16 protein-coding genes are annotated in these 15,523 nt (G+C 72.7%); 11 read left to right on the top strand and 5 right to left on the bottom strand.

Going from position 1 to position 15,523, the window contains the following annotated elements; all coding sequences use genetic code 11:
- Positions 1-17: 17 nt before the first annotated feature.
- The gene (locus tag ACWD38_RS00165; RefSeq protein WP_221315805.1) at positions 18-1,199 is read right to left on the bottom strand and encodes a family 43 glycosylhydrolase; all 1,182 of its coding nucleotides are present in this window, start codon (positions 1,197-1,199) and stop codon (positions 18-20) included.
- A gap of 516 nt (positions 1,200-1,715) precedes the next feature.
- Here ACWD38_RS00165 and ACWD38_RS00160 point away from each other — a divergent pair.
- The 11 genes from ACWD38_RS00160 to ACWD38_RS00110 all read left to right on the top strand — a co-directional run bounded on the left by ACWD38_RS00160 (position 1,716) and on the right by ACWD38_RS00110 (position 11,072).
- Positions 1,716-2,534 (top strand): CoA-transferase, encoded by an 819-nt coding sequence (locus ACWD38_RS00160; protein WP_184479174.1) that lies wholly within the window; start codon positions 1,716-1,718, stop codon positions 2,532-2,534.
- Complete coding sequence (locus ACWD38_RS00155) at positions 2,531-3,301, top strand: CoA-transferase subunit beta (RefSeq protein WP_184479173.1); 771 nt, start codon at positions 2,531-2,533, stop codon at positions 3,299-3,301. The genes ACWD38_RS00160 and ACWD38_RS00155 overlap by 4 nt, the downstream gene beginning before the upstream one ends.
- Positions 3,298-4,479 carry a thiolase family protein gene (locus tag ACWD38_RS00150; RefSeq protein ID WP_184479172.1) on the top strand — a complete coding sequence of 394 codons (1,182 nt, stop codon included), beginning with the start codon at positions 3,298-3,300 and terminating at the stop codon, positions 4,477-4,479. The genes ACWD38_RS00155 and ACWD38_RS00150 overlap by 4 nt, the downstream gene beginning before the upstream one ends.
- Before the next feature lie 14 nt (positions 4,480-4,493).
- Entirely contained in the window at positions 4,494-5,243 is a 750-nt protein-coding gene (gene pcaH, locus ACWD38_RS00145) for a protocatechuate 3,4-dioxygenase subunit beta (protein ID WP_184479171.1), read from the top strand.
- Positions 5,243-5,812: a protocatechuate 3,4-dioxygenase subunit alpha gene (pcaG, locus tag ACWD38_RS00140; protein ID WP_184479170.1), complete on the top strand. Its 570-nt coding sequence runs from the start codon at positions 5,243-5,245 to the stop codon at positions 5,810-5,812. Before pcaH ends, pcaG begins: the two co-directional genes overlap by 1 nt.
- A 7-nt stretch (positions 5,813-5,819) precedes the next feature.
- Positions 5,820-7,148: a 3-carboxy-cis,cis-muconate cycloisomerase gene (gene pcaB / locus ACWD38_RS00135; RefSeq protein WP_450122979.1), complete on the top strand. Its 1,329-nt coding sequence runs from the start codon at positions 5,820-5,822 to the stop codon at positions 7,146-7,148.
- Positions 7,145-7,930 (top strand): 3-oxoadipate enol-lactonase, encoded by a 786-nt coding sequence (pcaD, locus tag ACWD38_RS00130; RefSeq protein ID WP_184479168.1) that lies wholly within the window; start codon positions 7,145-7,147, stop codon positions 7,928-7,930. The genes pcaB and pcaD overlap by 4 nt, the downstream gene beginning before the upstream one ends.
- 199 nt (positions 7,931-8,129) lie before the next feature.
- Entirely contained in the window at positions 8,130-8,519 is a 390-nt protein-coding gene (gene pcaC / locus ACWD38_RS00125) for a 4-carboxymuconolactone decarboxylase (RefSeq protein WP_184479167.1), read from the top strand.
- Positions 8,520-8,654: 135 nt separating this feature from the next.
- Positions 8,655-9,452: an IclR family transcriptional regulator gene (locus tag ACWD38_RS00120; RefSeq protein ID WP_184479166.1), complete on the top strand. Its 798-nt coding sequence runs from the start codon at positions 8,655-8,657 to the stop codon at positions 9,450-9,452.
- A gap of 109 nt (positions 9,453-9,561) precedes the next feature.
- Complete coding sequence (locus ACWD38_RS00115) at positions 9,562-10,071, top strand: MarR family winged helix-turn-helix transcriptional regulator (RefSeq protein ID WP_450122978.1); 510 nt, start codon at positions 9,562-9,564, stop codon at positions 10,069-10,071.
- Positions 10,068-11,072 carry an MsnO8 family LLM class oxidoreductase gene (locus ACWD38_RS00110; RefSeq protein ID WP_221315803.1) on the top strand — a complete coding sequence of 335 codons (1,005 nt, stop codon included), beginning with the start codon at positions 10,068-10,070 and terminating at the stop codon, positions 11,070-11,072. The genes ACWD38_RS00115 and ACWD38_RS00110 overlap by 4 nt, the downstream gene beginning before the upstream one ends.
- 32 nt (positions 11,073-11,104) lie before the next feature.
- On the opposite strand, the gene ACWD38_RS00105 is transcribed toward ACWD38_RS00110, so the two are convergent.
- From ACWD38_RS00105 to ACWD38_RS00090, 4 genes are all read right to left on the bottom strand, one after another.
- On the bottom strand, positions 11,105-12,142 hold the full coding sequence (locus ACWD38_RS00105) for a DUF3616 domain-containing protein (protein WP_450122977.1): 1,038 nt from the start codon (positions 12,140-12,142) through the stop codon (positions 11,105-11,107).
- Between the two features lie 138 nt (positions 12,143-12,280).
- Complete coding sequence (locus ACWD38_RS00100) at positions 12,281-13,201, bottom strand: sugar kinase (protein WP_450122976.1); 921 nt, start codon at positions 13,199-13,201, stop codon at positions 12,281-12,283.
- Between the two features lie 79 nt (positions 13,202-13,280).
- Complete coding sequence (gene manD / locus ACWD38_RS00095) at positions 13,281-14,495, bottom strand: D-mannonate dehydratase ManD (protein ID WP_184479163.1); 1,215 nt, start codon at positions 14,493-14,495, stop codon at positions 13,281-13,283.
- Entirely contained in the window at positions 14,492-15,514 is a 1,023-nt protein-coding gene (locus ACWD38_RS00090; RefSeq protein WP_450122975.1) for an alcohol dehydrogenase catalytic domain-containing protein, read from the bottom strand. The genes manD and ACWD38_RS00090 overlap by 4 nt, the downstream gene beginning before the upstream one ends.
- Positions 15,515-15,523: the final 9 nt, after the last annotated feature.

Below are 15,523 nucleotides of genomic sequence, written 5' to 3'. Positions count from 1 at the left end.
CCGACGGCGGGGCACGCTCAGCGCCGCCGGACGTAGATCCGGTCTCCGTCCGGTCCGGTCCACTCCATCCGCACCACGCCCGGCACCGCGGAGTCCCCGACGCGCGAGTCGTGGGACCAGTAGCCCGCGGCCGGGTTCCGGAAGAACGTCGCCCACAGCCCGCCCTCGGCGTCGACGAAGAGGTTGTTGTGACCGGCGCCGACACCGGCGGTCCAGCGCTTCGAGTACGGCCCTTCGAACGCGTCCGACACGGCGATGATCGCGTCGTACTGGCACTGCTTCCCGTCCCGCACGTCGTAGGCGTACCGGTCCGCACCGGCCTCGCGGCTCCAGGCGGCGTGCACCAGGTAGTACTTCCCCTCGTGCTTGAGCACGTACGCGCCTTCGAGGTACGGCTCCTCCGAGTACCGCGTCTGCTGGAACTTCGGGAGGTCCGTCTTCGGGACGATGTCCTCCATGTCGTCCTGGAAGCGCGCGTACAGGTCGTTGTGCAGCACCAGCCACGCCCGGTCGCCCTCGGTGTGCAGGCCGCCGTCGATGTGGAAGTAGACGTCCGGATCCACCCCGTCCGGCGCGTCGCCCACCAGGTCACCGAACGGCTTGTCCAGGTTGCCCTCGGCGACCCGGTACGGCCCCCCGATGCCGCCTTCGCTCTTGAGCAGGAACGTGCCGACCTTGCGGGAGTGATCGCCCATGCACGCGACGACGTACCAGGTGCCGCGGAAGTGGTGCACCTCCGGCGCCCACACGTTGCCGCGCTTGCCCTGCTCGTCGTGCCAGTACTCCTGCCACGGGGCGACCACGGTGCGTCCGGGCTCGTTCTCGCCCGCGAACTCCGGTGACCACACCTTGCCCTTCTCCGCCTCGGGCCTGATCCCGGTCGTGTCCACCAGCGTCCACGGCCCGTCCAGCGCCGCGGCGGTCCACACGAAGATGCCGTCGTTCCACGGGGACGGACCGGAGCGGCCGGCGGGACGGGTGGTGCCGGTGGCGACGTAGATCGGACTTCCGTCGACGACGAAGCAGTTGACGTAGGTGTCCCGGATCCAGATCCTGTCGAGCTCCTCGTCCCGAGGCCGCAGTTCGAGGTCGAGCACGCACGAGTTGTCCCCGCGCGGCCACAGGTCGTCGCGGGTGTCCGCGGTGCCGTAGGGCTCCTTCTCCGGCCAGTTCGGCGGATGCTCCTGGTGCGCGGACATCGGTTCCTCCCGGTCGTGTCGACTCCTGGGCCGACGCCTCCCTTCCCCGGCGAAAGCCCCGCCGGACAGCACACCGCACTCGCCCGCCACCGCAGCGACCGCCGAGCACCCGTGAGGGAAAACCTCCGCACCCACCCGCGCGATCCGAGTGAACGGACCGTTCGTCCAATCCGGTTGGACGAACGGTCCGTTCACTCCATCCGACTCCACCGCCGCGCGGGCCGGCCGCACCGATCTGAGCGGGTGAACGGACCGCTTGTCCAATCCCGTTGGACGAACAGGCCGTTCACTCCGAACCGCAGCCGCACTGATGCACTGCTCATCGCGCCATGCGACGAATCTCCGCATGGCGCACGGGCTTTCCCGAGTGAACGGACCGTTCGCCCAACGAGATTGGACGAACGGTCCGTTCACTCCGCTTCCGCCGCCTCGGTGGGTGCTTGACCGCCGCGGGCTCGCCGCATAGCGTTCGCAGGAAGCACATCTGTTCACTATGCGCACGATCGGAGCGGATCGGTGGCACGCATCCTGACCCTGAGCGAGGCGATCTCGGAGCTGGTCGCCGACGGCGACTCGATCGCGCTCGAGGGCTTCACCCACCTCATCCCGGTCGCGGCCGGGCACGAGATCATCCGGCAGGGCAAGCGGGACCTCACGTTGTGCCGGATGACGCCGGACATCGTCTACGACCAGCTCATCGGCGCCGGGTGCGCTCGCAAGCTGGTGTTCTCCTGGGGCGGCAACCCCGGCGTGGGATCGCTGCACCGGTTCCGGGACGCGGTGCAGCACTCCTGGCCGCGCCCGCTGGAGATCGAGGAGCACAGCCACGCGGGCATGGCCAACCGCTACGCCGCAGGCGCCTCCGGGCTGCCGTTCGCGATCCTGCGCGGCTACACCGGCACCGACCTGCCCGCGCAGACCGACTCCATCAAGACCGTGACCTGCCCGTTCACCGGCGAGGTGCTGGCCGCGGTGCCCGCGCTGAACCCGGACGTCGGCGTCGTGCACGCCCAGCAGGCCGACCGCGAGGGCAACGTGCAGATGTGGGGCATCACCGGCGTGCAGAAGGAGGCGGTGCTCGCCTCGAAGCGATCCTTGGTGACCGTCGAGGAGATCGTCGACGAGCTCACCCCGCGTCCGGGTGCGGTCGTGCTGCCGAAGTGGGCCGTCACCGCCGTCGCCGAAGTCCCCGGCGGAGCCCACCCCTCGTACGCGCAGGGCTATTCGGAACGCGACAACTCCTACTACCGGCGCTGGGACGCCCTCTCGCGGGACCGCGCGGAGTTCGAGTCCTGGCTGAAGACCGAAGGACTCGCCGAGAGGAGCGCACGATGACCGGGACGTTCACCGCCGACGAGATGATGAGCGTCGCCGCCGCGCGCTCGCTCACCAACGGCGCCGCCTGCTTCGTCGGCATCGGCCTGCCCAGCACCGCCGCGAACCTGGCGCGGCGCACCCACGCGCCCGAGCTGGTGCTGATCTACGAATCGGGCACGCTCGGCGCCAAACCCGACCGGCTGCCGCTGTCCATCGGCGACGGCGTGCTCGCCGACACCGCCGACTCGGTGGTGAGCGTGCCGGAGATCTTCAACTACTGGCTGCAGCCCGGCCGCATCGACTTCGGCTTCCTCGGCGGCGCGCAGATCGACAAGTTCGGCAACATCAACTCGACGATCATCGGCGGGGACTACGCGGACCCGAAGGTGCGGCTGCCCGGTGCGGGCGGCGCACCGGAGATCGCCGCGTCCTGCCGCGAGGTGCTGGTGGTGATGCGCCAGAGCACCCGCAGCTTCGTGGAGTCCGTCGACTTCATCAGCTCCGTCGGCTACGGCACCGGCAAGGGCGACCGGGAACGGCTGGGCCTGCGCGGGCGCGGACCCGTGAAGGTGATCACCGACCTGGGCATCATGGAACCGGACCCCGAGACCTGCGAGCTGACGCTGACCCGGCTCAGCCCCGGCGCGGACGTCGAGCAGGTGCGCGCCGCCACCGGCTGGGACCTCGCGGTGGTCCCCGAGCCCGCGGTGCAGCAGGCTCCGAGCGAGACCGAGCTGCGGGTGCTGCGCGAGTTGAAGGCGACGATCGAAGGAGATCAGGCATGACCGAGGCCGCCTACGTCCTCGATTCGGTGCGCACCCCAGTCGGCCGCTACGGCAAGGGCCTCGCGGCGGTGCGCCCGGACGACCTCGCCGCGCACGTGGTGCGCGCCCTCGTGCGGCGCGCGCCCGGCCTGGACCCGGCGCGCGTCGAGGACGTCGCGTTCGGCAACGCCAACGGCGCCGGCGAGGACAACCGCAACGTCGCGCGGATGGCGGCGCTGCTGGCGGGCCTGCCCACGAGCGTCGCGGGCGCCACCGTCAACCGCCTGTGCGGCTCCGGGTTGGAGGCCGTGATCGGCGCGAGCCGGGCCGTGGAGACCGGGGACCAGGAGCTCGCCATCGCCGGCGGGGTCGAGTCCATGAGCCGCGCACCGTGGGTGCTGCAGAAGCCGGAGGGCGGTTTCCCGCGCGGCCACGAGACGCTGCACTCGACCACGCTGGGCTGGCGGATGACCAACCCGGAGATGCCCGAGCGGTGGACGATCGCGCTGGGCGCTTCCGCGGAGCAGCTCGCCGACCGCTACGGGCTCACCCGCGAGCAGCAGGACGAGTTCGCGGTGCGCAGCCACCGGCGCGCCGCCGCGGCGTGGGACGCGGGGGCGTTCGACCGCGAGGTGGTGGCCGTCCCGGACACCGAGCTCACCCGCGACGAGGGCGTGCGGCCGGACAGCTCCGTCGAGGCGCTGGCGAAGCTCAGGCCCGCGTTCCGCGCGGACGGTACGGTCACCGCGGGCAACTCCTCGCCGCTCAACGACGGGGCCGCCGCGCTGCTCATCGGGTCCGAGTCCGTCGCCGGTGAGCTCGGCGCGACGCCGCTGGCGCGCATCGCGGGCCGCGGGGTGGCCGGGGTCGACCCGGACGTGTTCGGCATCGGGCCGGTAGCGGCGGCGAACACCGCGCTGCGCCGCGCGGGCATCGGCTGGGGCGACCTGACGGCGGTGGAGCTCAACGAGGCGTTCGCCGCGCAGTCGCTGGCCTGCCTCGCCGAGTGGCCGGAACTGGATCCCGAGATCGTCAACGTCCAGGGCGGTGCCATCGCGCTCGGCCACCCGCTGGGGGCGTCGGGAGCGCGCATCCTGGGGTCGCTGGCCCACCAGCTGCACCGCGCCGGTGGCGGCTGGGGCCTGGCCGCCATCTGCATCGGCGTCGGGCAGGGCCTGGCCGTGGTCCTGCACGCGTGAAGGAGGAGTCGACGATGCCAGCCGAGACCACCCCGCAGCGTTCCGAGCTGCTGCTGCCCCGCTACCGGCGCGACGACGCCTCGCACCCGGCGCTGAACACGCCCGAATACCGCTCCTCGGCGTTGCGGTACCCGAAGCAGCCGCTGCAGCTGCTGCCGCAGTACCTCACCGAGGTCACCGGCCCGCTGCTCGGCCACGACCGGGTCGCCGAGACCGATCACGACCTGACGACCGGCCACGAGGGCGAACCGCTCGGCGAGCGGATCATCGTCAGCGGCCGGGTGCTCGATTCGGACGGCAAACCCGTGCCGCACACGCTGATCGAGCTGTGGCAGGCGAATTCGGCGGGCCGCTACCGGCACGCCGGGGACCGGCACCCGGCTCCGCTGGACCCGAACTTCACCGGTGTCGGGCGGGCCATGAGCGACGAGCAGGGCGAGTACCGGTTCGTCACGATCAAGCCCGGCGCCTACCCGTGGCGCAACCACGACAACGCGTGGCGGCCGGCGCACCTGCACTTCTCGTTGTTCGGGCAGGCGTTCACGCAGCGGCTGATCACCCAGATGTACTTCCCCGGCGATCCGCTGTTCCACCAGGACCCGATCTTCAACTCGGTGCGCGATCCGCGGGCGCGCGAGCGCATGATCAGCCGGTTCGACCTGGACGGCACGGTGCCGGAGTGGGCGCTGAGCTACAAGTTCGACATCGTGCTGCGCGGCAGCGCGGCCACCCCGTTCGAGGACGACGAGGAGGACGACGACTGATGGCGGATTCCGCTGAGGTCACCACGCCGTCGCAGACGGTCGGCCCCTTCTACGCGCTGCCCGACGGTCTGCTGTGGCCGGACGGCCCAGAGGTCGTCCCGGCGGGCGCGCCGGGAGCGGTGGTGGTGCGCGGCACGGTCCTCGACGGCAACGGCGATCCGGTGCCGGACGCTGTGATCGAGATCTGGCACGCCGACGAGCGCGGCAGGTTCTCGCACCCCGCGGATCCGCGCGGGGAACCGGCCTCGTTCCAGGGATTCGGTCGCTGCGGCACCGATCCCGAGGGCGGGTTCTGGTTCCGCACCGTCAAGCCGGGCCCGCTGCCGACGCCGGACGGGCGCACCGAGGCTCCGCACCTGAACGTGACGGTGCTGGCCCGCGGCATGCTCAACCGCCTGATCACCCGCGCGTACTTCCCCGACGAGGCCGCCGCCAACGAGGCCGACCCGGTGCTGTCCGAGGTGAGCCCGCAGCGCCGGGGCACGCTGGTGGCGGTGGCCGAGCCGGACGGGGTGCGCTTCGACATCCGGTTGCAGGGCGACGCCGAGACCGTCTTCTTCGAGCTCTGAGGCCGCCGTGTTCAACCCGATGTTCAGCACCCCGGACGCCGAGCGGCGCACCGGCCGCGCCGCGTGGGTGCAGGCGATGCTCGACTTCGAGGCCGCCTTGGCGCGGGCGCAGGCGCGCGCCGGGGTGATCCCGGCGGCCGCCGCCGACGAGATCGCGGCGCATTGCCGGGCGGAGGAGTTCGACCTGGATTCCGTCGCGCGGCGCGCGGTCGCTTCGGCGACGCCGGTGATCGCGCTGGTCGGCGACCTCACCGAACTGCTCGACCCCGCCGCTCGCCCCTACGTGCACGTCGGGGCGACCAGCCAGGACGTGCTGGACACGGCCGCGATGCTGGTCGTGCGCCGCACGTTGCGCGGGGTGCTGGGCGACCTGCGCGGCGCGGCGGACCGGTGCGCGCGGCTGGCCGAGCAGCACCGCGGCACGCTGATGATCGGGCGGTCGCTGCTGCAGCAGGCGCTGCCGACGACGTTCGGGCGCCGGTGCGCCGGCTGGCTCACCGCGCTCACCGAGGCCACCGCCGCACTGGACCGGGTCGTGTCGCGGCGGCTCGCGGTGCAGTTCGGCGGCCCGGCGGGCACGTTGGGGTCGCTGGGCGATCAGGGCGTGGCGGTGCTCGGACACCTCGCCGCGGAGCTCGGACTGGCCGAGCCGGTGCTGCCGTGGCACACCGACCGCACCCGAATCGGTGAGCTGGCGGGCGCGCTGGGAACGGTCTCGGGCGCGCTCGGCAAGATCGCGCTGGACGTGGAGCTGCACGCGCAGACCGAGGTCGGTGAGCTCGCCGAGGGCAGCTCCGGCGGCTCCTCGGCGATGCCGCACAAGCAGAACCCGGCCGGGTCGGTGCTGATCTCCGCCGCGACCCATCGCGTTCCGGGCCTGGTGTCGACCTTGCTCGCGGCGATGCCGCAGGCGCACGAGCGAGCGGCCGGGTCGTGGCAGGCGGAGTGGGAGCCGTTGGCGGAGCTGCTGCGGCTGGTCGCGGCTTCCGCCGCCGGGACGGAGCGGCTGCTGTCCGGTCTTCGGGTGAACACCGGGCGCATGGCGTCCAATGTGGACATCACGGCGGGTCTGGTGATGGCCGAGAGCGCGTCTTCGGCGCTGCGCGGTGAACTGGGCCGCACCGAGGCGCAACGGGTGGTGCGGGAGCTGTGCGCGCAGGTCGTCGAACGCGGCGGCACGCTGCGCGCGGCGCTGCTCGGCGACGACCGGGTGCGCGCCGCGCTGTCCGAAGCGCAGATCATCGAGGCGACCGAGCCCGGCGACCACCTGGGCGCTGCGGGCGCGTTCATCGATCGCGCGCTGGCGCTGCACGAATCGGGAGGGAATCCGCAATGACCCCGCACTACGAACTCGCCGGCCCCGAAGGTGCAGAGGTGGTCGTGCTGTCGAACTCGCTGGGCACCGACCTCGGCCTGTGGGACGCGCAGCTGCCCGCGCTGGCGGAGCGCTTCCGGGTGCTGCGCTACGACCAGCGCGGCCACGGCCGCACCCCCGCCGCGCCCGGCCGCTACGACCTGGCCGACCTCGGCGGCGACGTCCTGGAACTGCTCGACCACCTCGACGTGGAGCGGGCGCACTTCGCCGGGGTGTCGCTGGGCGGCATGACCGGCATGTGGCTGGCCGAGCACGCCCCGCAGCGCCTGGACCGGCTCGCGCTGATCTGCACCTCCGCCGAGCTCACCCCGCGCCAGGCGTGGCGCGACCGCGCCGCGCAGGCCCGGCGCGACGGCACGGCGTCCATGGTGGACGGATCGCTCGGCCGCTGGTTCACGCCCGCGCTGGCCACCGACCCGGACGTCGTGGCCCGCTTCGGCGGCGCGCTCGCGGCCTGCGACGACGAGGGGTACGCGAGTTGCGCGGAGGCCATCGCGGAGCTGGACCTCGTCGACGGGCTCCCGCGCATCACCGCGCCGACGCTGGTCATCGCCGGTCGCGACGATCCGGCCACTCCCCCGCCGCACGCGGAGCGCATCGGCGCCGCGGTGCCCGGCGCGCGGGTGGAAGTGCTGACCGACGCCTCCCACCTGGCCAACGTCGAACGCGCCGAGACCGTGAACCGCCTGCTGCTGCACCACTTCACGCGGAGCCTGCACGAGTCCTCGCACGACGCCCCCTGATCAGCACCACCATTGACCTTGCCGACCTCAAGTGAGCGGCGTAGGCGGCGAGAACAACAGGTACACCGCGGGTTCGCGGCGACGACGGCACTGTCCCGCGTGGCGGAGCCACTCGAAAAACGATCCGACAGCGAGAAGGCGGCCGAGGTTCCACCACCCGACCCCCGAAGCAGAACGAGACGACGACGGGACTGCACAGATGACCGACGACACCACCCGGCACCAGCGAGGAATGGCGGTGCGCCGGGACGTGCTCGGCGACGCGCACGTCGACCGCGCGGTGGCGAACACGACGGAGTTCACCGCGGGGTTCCAGGACTTCATCACCCGCTACGCGTGGGGCGAGTTGTGGACCGGCGAGGGCGTTGCGCGCCCGACCCGCAGCTGCCTGACGCTCGCGATCCTCGCGGCGACCGGCTGCGAGGAGGAGTTCGCGATGCACGTGCGCGCCGCCCGCCGCAACGGCGTGTCGCAGGAGGAGATCCGCGAGGTCCTCATGCACGTGGCCGTCTACGCCGGGGTGCCGAAGGCGAACCGCGCCTTCGCGCTCGCCCGCGACGTGCTGGCCGCGGAGGAATCCGCCGGGTGAGTCGACGCGGGACGCCTGATCGCCGCCGGTCAGCGCGCGGCGGCGGCGGGGACGGGTACCGGGGTGGTCCGTCCGGTATGCAACGGTGGTGGCGGGACGGCGGCGTCCGGCCACACCGGATGAGCGAGGAGAGCGATGGAACCGGCTTCGGAATCGAGCGGCTACGTGCAGTCGCTGGCGCGCGGCCTCGCGGTGATCCGCGCCTTCGACGAGTCCCGGCCGGAGATGACGCTCAGCGACGTCGCCCGCGCCACCGACCTGTCCCGCGCCGCGGCCCGCCGCTTCCTGCACACCCTGGTGCAGCTCGGCTACGTGTGGACCGACGGCCGGGTGTTCGCGCTGACCCCGCGCGTGCTGGAGCTCGGTTTCGCGTACCTGTCGAGCGTGTCGCTGCCGGAGATCGCGCAGCCGCACCTGGAGCGGCTGGTCTCGCGGGTGCACGAATCGGCGTCGGTGTCCGTGCTCGACGGCGAGGACATCGTCTACATCGCCCGGGTTCCGACCAGCCGCATCATGACCGTCTCGATCAACATCGGCACCCGGTTCCCCGCCTACGCCACCTCGATGGGGCGGGTGCTGCTGGCGCACCTGCCCGCGGAGCGGCTCGACGAGTTCCTGGCGGGGGTGCGGCTCGATCCGCTCGGCCCGCACACCGTCGGCAGCGCCGAGCAGCTGCGCGCCGAGCTCACCCGCATCCGGGAGCAGGGCTGGGCGCTGGTCGACCAGGAGCTGGAGGCCGGGCTGCGCTCGATCGCGGCGCCGATCCGGGACCGCTCGGACCAGGTGGTCGCGGCGGCGAACATCTCCTCGCACGCCAGCCGCACCACCGGCGAGCAGGCGCGGGAGAACCTGCTGCCCGCGCTGCTGGAGACCGCCGAGGCGATTCGCGCGGACCTGCGCGTGGCGCCCCGCTCGGCGTCGGCCGCGCGCTGATCCTGCGCTGAGGGCCGCTCCCCCGAGTGCCCTTCGACCCGGCTGGGTCCGGCCTCCGCCGAGATACCGGTACGATACCGGTATCAGCACCGGAGTGAGGGAGGACGTCTTGGCCGAGCCGCCCGCTTCCCGCGACGACCGGATCTCCGGCGACGACCAGTGCGACGCGCTCGACGTGATCGAGTTCCAGACCGCGGTACTGGTGCGGAACCTGGAGATGCTGTGCCGCCGCGGCGACCTCTACCAGGAAGTCGACCGCGCCGGGTATCTGCTGCTGCGGACCCTGATCGCGCGCGGCCCGCAGGACATCACCTGCCTGGCCGCCGCGCTCGGCCTCGACCCGTCGACGACCGGCAGACAGGTGCTGGCGGCCCAGCGGTCCGGGTGCGTCACCCGCACACCCTGCGAGGCCGATCGGCGCCGCTCGATCGTGCACATCACCGAACAGGGCGCCGCAGCCGTCGACGCCGTGCACGCCCGCCGCCGAGCGGGCACCGCGGCCATGCTCACCGGCTGGAGCGAGCAGGACCTGCGGACGCTGTCCGACATGGTCACCCGCTACAACCAGGCCATCGCCGACGAATTCCTCGACACCGACCCGCCCGGAGGGGCTTCGTGACCACACCGCACGTCCCGCTCAACGTCCTCGACCTCGTGTCCGTCAGCGACGGTTCCACGATGGCCGACGCGATCGCCTCGTCCATGGCGGCGGCCGAGCTAGCCGACGAGCTCGGCTACTCGCGGGTCTGGTACGCCGAGCACCACAACACGCAGTACCTCGGCGCCACCGCCACCGCCCTGCTCATCGCCCAGGCCGCGGGCCGCACCGAGCGGATCCGCGTCGGGTCCGGCGGCATCATGCTGCCCAACCACGCGCCGCTGCAGGTCGCGGAGTCGTTCGGCACTCTCGCCCAGTTGCACCCCGGCCGCATCGACCTCGGCCTGGGTCGCGCGCCCGGCACCGACCAGCTCACCGCGCAGCTGCTCAACCGCTCCGGCTCGGACGCGCAGAGCTTCGCGAACTCCCTCTACGACCTCACCGGCTGGTTCGGTGACGAAGGCCGCGCGCACAGCGCCCCCGTCACGGCCGGCCCCGCAACCGGTACGCACGTGCCGCTGTGGGTGCTCGGGTCGACGGTGAACGGCGCGTCCATCGCCGGGCAGCTGGGGCTGCCGTTCGCGGTGGCCTCGCACTTCGCCCCGGCGGGTCTCGACGAGATCCTGGACGTCTACCGCTCGTCGTTCTCCACCGAGGCCCCCACCGCGCAGCTCACCGAACCGCGCGTGATGGTCGGCGTCAACGTCGTCGTCGCCCCCACCGACGAGGAGGCCACGCGGCTGTGGACCACCGCGCAGCGCATGTTCCTCGACGTGCGCAGCGGAAACCGCCGCGGCCTGCAGCCGCCGACGGAACCAGAGGAGGTCGGCGGCGAGCACGAGCGCCGCTTCGCGGACTCGATGCTGAGCATCAACGCGATCGGCTCCCCGGCGACGGCGGTGCGCGAACTTGAGGCGCTGGTCGACCGCACCGGAGCGGACGAGCTCATCACCGTCACCTACTGCCACGACCCGGCCGACCGGCTCCGCTCCCTGAAACTCCTCGCGGGCTCCTGGTTCTGAGGCCCTTCGACCTGCTCGACGGGCCGGGCCGCTCAGTCCAGGCGGAGCACGTCGGCCAGGACCGTGCCCGGAGCCGGGAGGCGAGCGGGGGCTGGGCTGTCGTGGACGACGAGGACGTCGCCGTCGGGTAGCACGGTGATGCCTTCGGGGTGGTCGTCGCCCTCGCCGAAGGGCAGGTCGGCTTCGCGGACCAGTTCCGCGCCGCGCACCACGTCGGGGGCGTCGAGGGTCGCCGCGCCGGGCCAGCGGTACAGGCGCACCGGGCCGTCCAGCGCCATCGACGGCCCGGCCAGCACCAGCAGGTCGTCGCCGTGCGGGCACAGGTCGCGCACTCCGAGGCCGTCGAGGTCGAGGAAGTGCTTGGCGTAGCGGCGCGAACCGTCGACCTTGCGCAGCACCAGCTCCCCGTCGTCCTCGCGCGGAGCGAGCCGCAGCACCACGGCCCATCCGCGCAGGACCGGTCCGCGCAGGCCGAGGAAGACCCGTTCCGCTCCGGGTTCGCCGTGCACGGCGATGCCCTCGACGTCGAAACCGTTGTCCTTGCCGGGAATCGCGAGGAACGGGCCCAGGTGCGGATCATCGGCGAGCAGGTCCCGCAGTCCCGGTTCACCGAGCGCGGCGCTGCGCTCGCCGTGCGGGCCGCGGCGCATCGGGACGCCGTCGGCGGACAGCGCGACCCGGGCGAGGACCCGGCGGCTCGGCTCCGCCGACACCGTCGCCAGGCGCTTGGCGGCCTTCGCGTCCGAGTGGTGCGCCTTGGGCTTCTTGCGCTTGGCGCTGTGCGAACCGACCGCCCACAGGAACGGACCGCTGCGCGCCAAGCCCTCGATGTCGATCTCGTCGTCGGCCGAGCCGGGCAGCTCCAGCACCTCGGTCAGGTTGAACGAGGTGTGTTCGGCGTACTCCACCTCCCGGGCTCCGGTGCGCGTGAACCGTTCGACCGTGGAGGTCTCGTCGCCGCCGACCCACAGGTGCCTGCCGTCGGTGCGGACCGCGGACAGGTTGACGTGCGTCTCCGCGCGCACGGCGTCCGCGTGGAAGCGCAGTGCGGCCGAACGTGTGATGCCCATGGTTCTTTGTACACCGGACCTCACCCGTTCAGCGCAGCGACCGGTGGGCCGGATTTCGGCTGCGGGCCGGGGAAATCATGCCGGGCCGCCACTTCGGACGAACTCGCTCACTCCGGGCGAATCGCGTCACGCGCCGGCTCACCCGCGCTTGGGCAGCACCGAGTCGGCGACGATCGCGCCCGGATGCCGGATCACCGTCGCCGCCAGCTCCTGCGCCCGCCGCGCGGCCTCCACCGGTTCGGCACCGGTGAGCCTGCCCGCCAGGTACGCGGCGTCGAACGCGTCCCCGGCCGCGGTGGAGTCCACGACGGTCTCCACCGGCACCGCGGGCAACCGGACGACCCGGTCCCCGTCGAGCACCGCGCAGCCCCGCGCGCCGTCCTTCACCGCGATGTCGGGCACGCCCGCCGCGCGCAGGCGTTGCACGGTGGACTCCACGTCGGCGTCGGCGAACAACGCCTGCTCGTCGGAGAAGGTGGGCAGCGCGATCGACGTCAGCTCCCACAGCTGCCGCACGTGCTCGGCGGCCTCCGCAGCGTTGCGCCAGCCCGCCGGGCGGTAGTTGCTGTCGAACGCCACCCGGCCACCGCCGTCGCGGAACCGCACCAGCGCGGCGCCCAACCGCTTGCGGGCACGGGGCGTGAGGATCTGCAGGCTGATCGCCGACAGGTACACCACGTCGTAGTCGCCGAACTCAGGTTCCGCGCCGGAGTCCTCGTCGAACAGACCGCGCGCCGCCGACTGCGAGCGGTAGTAGGTGAACGAGCGCTCCCCGTGCTCGTCGGTGCGCACCAGGTACAGGCCGGGCTGGGCCGCGGGCACGCGGCCGATCCGGTCGGTGCCGAGCCCTTCCGCGCGCATCGCCGCCAGGATCCGGTCGCTGTAGTGGTCGTCGCCGAGCAGCGTCGCGTAGTCCACCCGCAGCCGATCCGGCGCGGTGACCCGGGACAGGTAGGTCGCGGTGTTGAACGTGTCGCCCGCGCAGCCCATCGACAACGCGTCCGCACCCCGGTGGGTGAGCTCGATCATGCACTCGCCGATCGCCAAAACCCGGATCACGCCCGGTCCTCCCTGTCGTACTCCGCCCCGGCGGACACCGGGGCGGTCCACGCGATTCTCCCGCGAGGGCGCCGCGTGCTCACCAGTCGTGCATCGAGCCGTCGCGCAGGCGGTTCACCGGCAGGTACTTCGGTTCGTACGGGTAGCGGGCGGCGGCCTCCTCGTCGATCTCAACGCCGAGGCCCGGCGCGTCGCCCGGATGCATGTACCCGTCCCGGAAGGCGTAGTTCGTCTTGAAAACCTCGCTCGCCGGTTCCAGGTGACCCATGTACTCCTGGATTCCGAAGTTCGGCACCGTGATGTCCAAGTGCAGCGCGGCGGCGAACGAGATCGGCGAGAGGTCGCCCGCGCCGTGCGACCCGGTCCGCACCCCGTGCAGCGCGGCGAGGTCGAACACCTTGCGCAGGTGCGTGATGCCGCCGGTGTGCGACACGGAGGTCCGGATGTAGTCGATCAGCCGCTCGGTGATCAGGTGCTGGCAGTCCCAGATGGAGTTGAACACCTCGCCCACCGCGACGGGAGTGGTGGTGTGCTGCCGGATCGTGCGGAACGCCTCCTGGTCCTCCGCCGGGGTGGGGTCCTCGATCCAGAACATCCGGTAGGGCTCCAGCGACTTGCCCAGCTGCGCCGCCTCCAGCGGGGACAGCCGGTGGTGCACGTCGTGCAGCAGGTGGAAGTCGTAGCCGAACCGCTCGCGCACCGCCCGCATCAGCTCCGGCGCGAATTCCAGGTAGGCCGGGGTGTGCCAGACGTTGTCCGAGGGCATCGCGGCGTCGGCCGGTTCGTAGGTCGCACCGGTGCCCGGGTGGTGCAGCCCGTAGGTGCTCTCCAGTCCGGGGATCGCGGCCTGCACGCGGATCGCCCGGTAGCCCTGCTCGCGGTAGGCGGCCACGTCGTCGAGCAGCTCGTCCACGCTCTGCCCGCTGGCGTGGCCGTAGATCAGCACCCCGTCGCGGGCGGCGCCGCCGAGCAGCCGGTGCACCGGCAGGCCCGCCTCCTTGCCGAGGATGTCCCACAGCGCGCAGTCCACGGCGGCGATCGCGGTCATCGTGACCGGGCCGCGGCGCCAGTACGCCCCGCGGTAGAGGTACTGCCAGATGTCGTTGATGTGCGCCGAATCCCGGCCGATCAGCAGCGGGCACACGTGGTCGCGCAGGTACGACGCCACGGCGAGCTCGCGGCCGTTGAGCGTGGCGTCGCCGAGTCCCGTCACCCCGTCCGCGGTGGTGATCTTCAGGGTGACGTAGTTGCGGCCGGGGCAGGTCACGATGACTTCGGCTGCGGTGATCCTCATGCGGACTCCTCGGACAGGACGGCGATCTTCAAGTGGTCTCGTTCGGTCAGGGCGGTCTGCAGCGCGCGGTCGGCCTGCTCCAGCGGGAACCGCCCGGTCACCATGCGTGCCAGGTCGACCCGGCCCGAGCGCAGCAGCGACACGGCGGTCCGGAACGCGCCGGGGCCGTAGCGGAAGCAGCCGCGCACGTCGATCTCCCAGCGCTGCGCCGCCGCGAGCAGGTCGGGCGCGGCGGGACGGGCGGCGGGGATGCCGACGAGGGCCACCGCTCCGCCCGGTACCAGCGCCGCCAGGTTCACCGCCTCCGGCGCACCGGAGCACTCCAGCTGCCGGTCGAAGCTCCCCGCTTCGGGCTGTTCGGCGGTGGTGTCGAGGACGTCGTCGGCTCCGGCACCGGCTGCCGTCGCGAGCCGCCGCGCGTCCACGTCGGTGAGCACGATGCGCGTCGCGCCCGCCGCCCGTGCCGCCGCCACGGTCAGCTGACCGATCGGCCCCGCCCCGGTGACCAGCACCGATGATCCGCTGAGCACCTCGGCGCGGCGCACCGCCCAGCACGCCACGGCCAGCGGCTCGACCAGCGCGGACACCGCCGGGTCGATCTCGGTGGGCACCGGGTGCACCAGTTCCGCGTCCACGACCAGGGTGCCGCGGAGGGTGCCGTGCACCGGTGGTGAGCCGAAGCAGCGTCCCGACGGGCACAGGTTGTACCGGCCGGCCGCGCAGGTCGGGCAGCGGCGGCACGGCCGGGCGGGTTCGACGGCGACGGTCCTGCCGAGCAGGTCCGGGTCGGCGCCGTCGCCGAGTTCGGTGACCACGCCGGACGCCTCGTGCCCGAGCACGGTCGGGCTGCGCAGCACGTTCGGCCCGTTGCGGCCCTCGGCGTAGTAGTGCAGGTCGCTGCCGCACAGCCCGGTCGCGCGCACGGCGACCCGCACGGCCCCCGGCCGCAACGGCTCCGCTTCGACCTCGTCGACGCGCAGGTCGCGCACCCCGTGCAGGACGGCCGCTCGTTCGCTCACCGGGTGATC

Source organism: Saccharopolyspora sp. NPDC002578, assembly GCF_053592695.1.
This window is presented reverse-complemented; position numbering and strand designations above follow the sequence as displayed.

Excerpts from the sequence above, each read along its gene's own strand:
- ACWD38_RS00165 (WP_221315805.1), bottom strand. The coding sequence starts at position 1,199 with ATGTCCGCGCACCAGGAGCATCCGCCGAACTGGCCGGAGAAGGAGCCC.
- ACWD38_RS00155 (WP_184479173.1), top strand. The coding sequence starts at position 2,531 with ATGACCGGGACGTTCACCGCCGACGAGATGATGAGCGTCGCCGCCGCG.
- ACWD38_RS00150 (WP_184479172.1), top strand. The coding sequence starts at position 3,298 with ATGACCGAGGCCGCCTACGTCCTCGATTCGGTGCGCACCCCAGTCGGC.
- pcaH (WP_184479171.1), top strand. The coding sequence starts at position 4,494 with ATGCCAGCCGAGACCACCCCGCAGCGTTCCGAGCTGCTGCTGCCCCGC.
- pcaG (WP_184479170.1), top strand. The coding sequence starts at position 5,243 with ATGGCGGATTCCGCTGAGGTCACCACGCCGTCGCAGACGGTCGGCCCC.
- pcaD (WP_184479168.1), top strand. The coding sequence starts at position 7,145 with ATGACCCCGCACTACGAACTCGCCGGCCCCGAAGGTGCAGAGGTGGTC.
- pcaC (WP_184479167.1), top strand. The coding sequence starts at position 8,130 with ATGACCGACGACACCACCCGGCACCAGCGAGGAATGGCGGTGCGCCGG.
- ACWD38_RS00120 (WP_184479166.1), top strand. The coding sequence starts at position 8,655 with ATGGAACCGGCTTCGGAATCGAGCGGCTACGTGCAGTCGCTGGCGCGC.
- ACWD38_RS00105 (WP_450122977.1), bottom strand. The coding sequence starts at position 12,142 with ATGGGCATCACACGTTCGGCCGCACTGCGCTTCCACGCGGACGCCGTG.
- manD (WP_184479163.1), bottom strand. The coding sequence starts at position 14,495 with ATGAGGATCACCGCAGCCGAAGTCATCGTGACCTGCCCCGGCCGCAAC.